Source organism: Neisseria sp. P0021.S006 (assembly GCF_051956895.1).
In genome coordinates, this window is record NZ_JBQCWZ010000376.1 from 1 (window position 1) to 1,346 (window position 1,346).

The following is a 1,346-nucleotide window of genomic DNA, read 5'->3' on the forward strand; positions in this document are numbered from 1 at the left end:
CACCATGGTCATCGCTTCGCATTGGGTCGGGTTGACTTTACCCGGCATGATGGACGAACCCGGCTCGTTTTCGGGGATTTTGATTTCTCCCAAACCGCAGCGCGGACCGCTTGCCAGCCAGCGGATGTCGTTGGCGATTTTGTTCAGGCTTGCCGCCAGCGTTTTCAGTGCGCCCGAAGCGGCAACGGCGGCATCGCGTCCGCCCAAGGCTTCAAATTTGTTCGGCGCGCTGACAAACGGCAGGCCGGACAATTCGGCAAGTTTGGCAGCGGCTTTTTCGGCGTATTCGGGATGGCTGTTCAAACCCGTGCCGACCGCCGTGCCGCCCAAAGCGAGTTCGTACAAACCTTTGAGCGCGTCGTTCAGACGGCCTAAGCCGTGATCAAGCTGGGAAACGTAGCCGGAAAATTCTTGTCCCAAAGTCAGCGGCGTCGCGTCCTGCAAGTGGGTGCGGCCGATTTTGACGATGGGGGCAAATTCTTTGGCTTTTTTATCCAATGTGTCGCGCAGGGCTTGGACGGCGGGAATGAGGTGGCGGTTGATTTCAATCGCGGCGGCGACATGGATGGAGGTCGGGAATGCGTCGTTGGTCGATTGCGCATGGTTCACATGGTCGTTAGGATGGACGGGCTGGTACGCCGCCAAACCCGTACCGGCGATTTCGTTGGCGCGGTTCGCCAGCACTTCGTTCATGTTCATATTGGACTGCGTGCCGGAGCCGGTCTGCCACACTACCAATGGAAACTGCCCGTCGAGCTTGCCGTTCAACACGTCGTCCGCCGCCTGCGTAATCAAATCCGCCTGCTCAGGCTTAATCCTGCCGAGGGCGACATTGGTGGCGGCTGCGGCTTTTTTTACCAGCGCCAAAGCATAAATCAACGGCTGCGGCAGGGTTTCGCCGCCGATTTTGAAATTGTTGCGGCTGCGCTGGGTCTGCGCGCCCCAATAGGCTTCGGACGGGACTTCAACATTGCCCATGGTGTCGTGTTCGGTACGGGTACTCATGCATTTCTCCTATATTTAAACAGAAATAATAATGATTCGTAAATTTATTATACCCAGCAAAAGGCCGTCTGAAAAGGGAGGGGTTTTCAGACGGCCTTTTGCTTTATCAACCTGAAATATTAATAGAAGATAAAACCCGATTTCGGAGCAAATACATCCTGCGCCGCCGCTCCCCTCTTCTAAAAATTTTCCTCCTTGCCGATTTGTATTTTGCGCTAGGTATTTATCGACAATAAATACCTTATCGTTTCTTTACTTTGCTTCTCTCCAAGAGCATAATGAATAAAAATGATTATCAGGAGATGAAGATGAAACGAAAACATTTGGTTTACCTGTTAATG

The 1,346-nt window shown here is 53.0% G+C and carries 1 protein-coding gene; it reads right to left on the reverse strand.

The genetic code is table 11. The annotated features are described in order from the left end of the window. Positions 1-1,005, reverse strand: a 1,005-nt coding sequence (locus ACTHUM_RS14270; RefSeq protein ID WP_440403195.1) for a class II fumarate hydratase, incomplete at its 3' end; no start/stop codon positions are given. Positions 1,006-1,346: the final 341 nt, after the last annotated feature.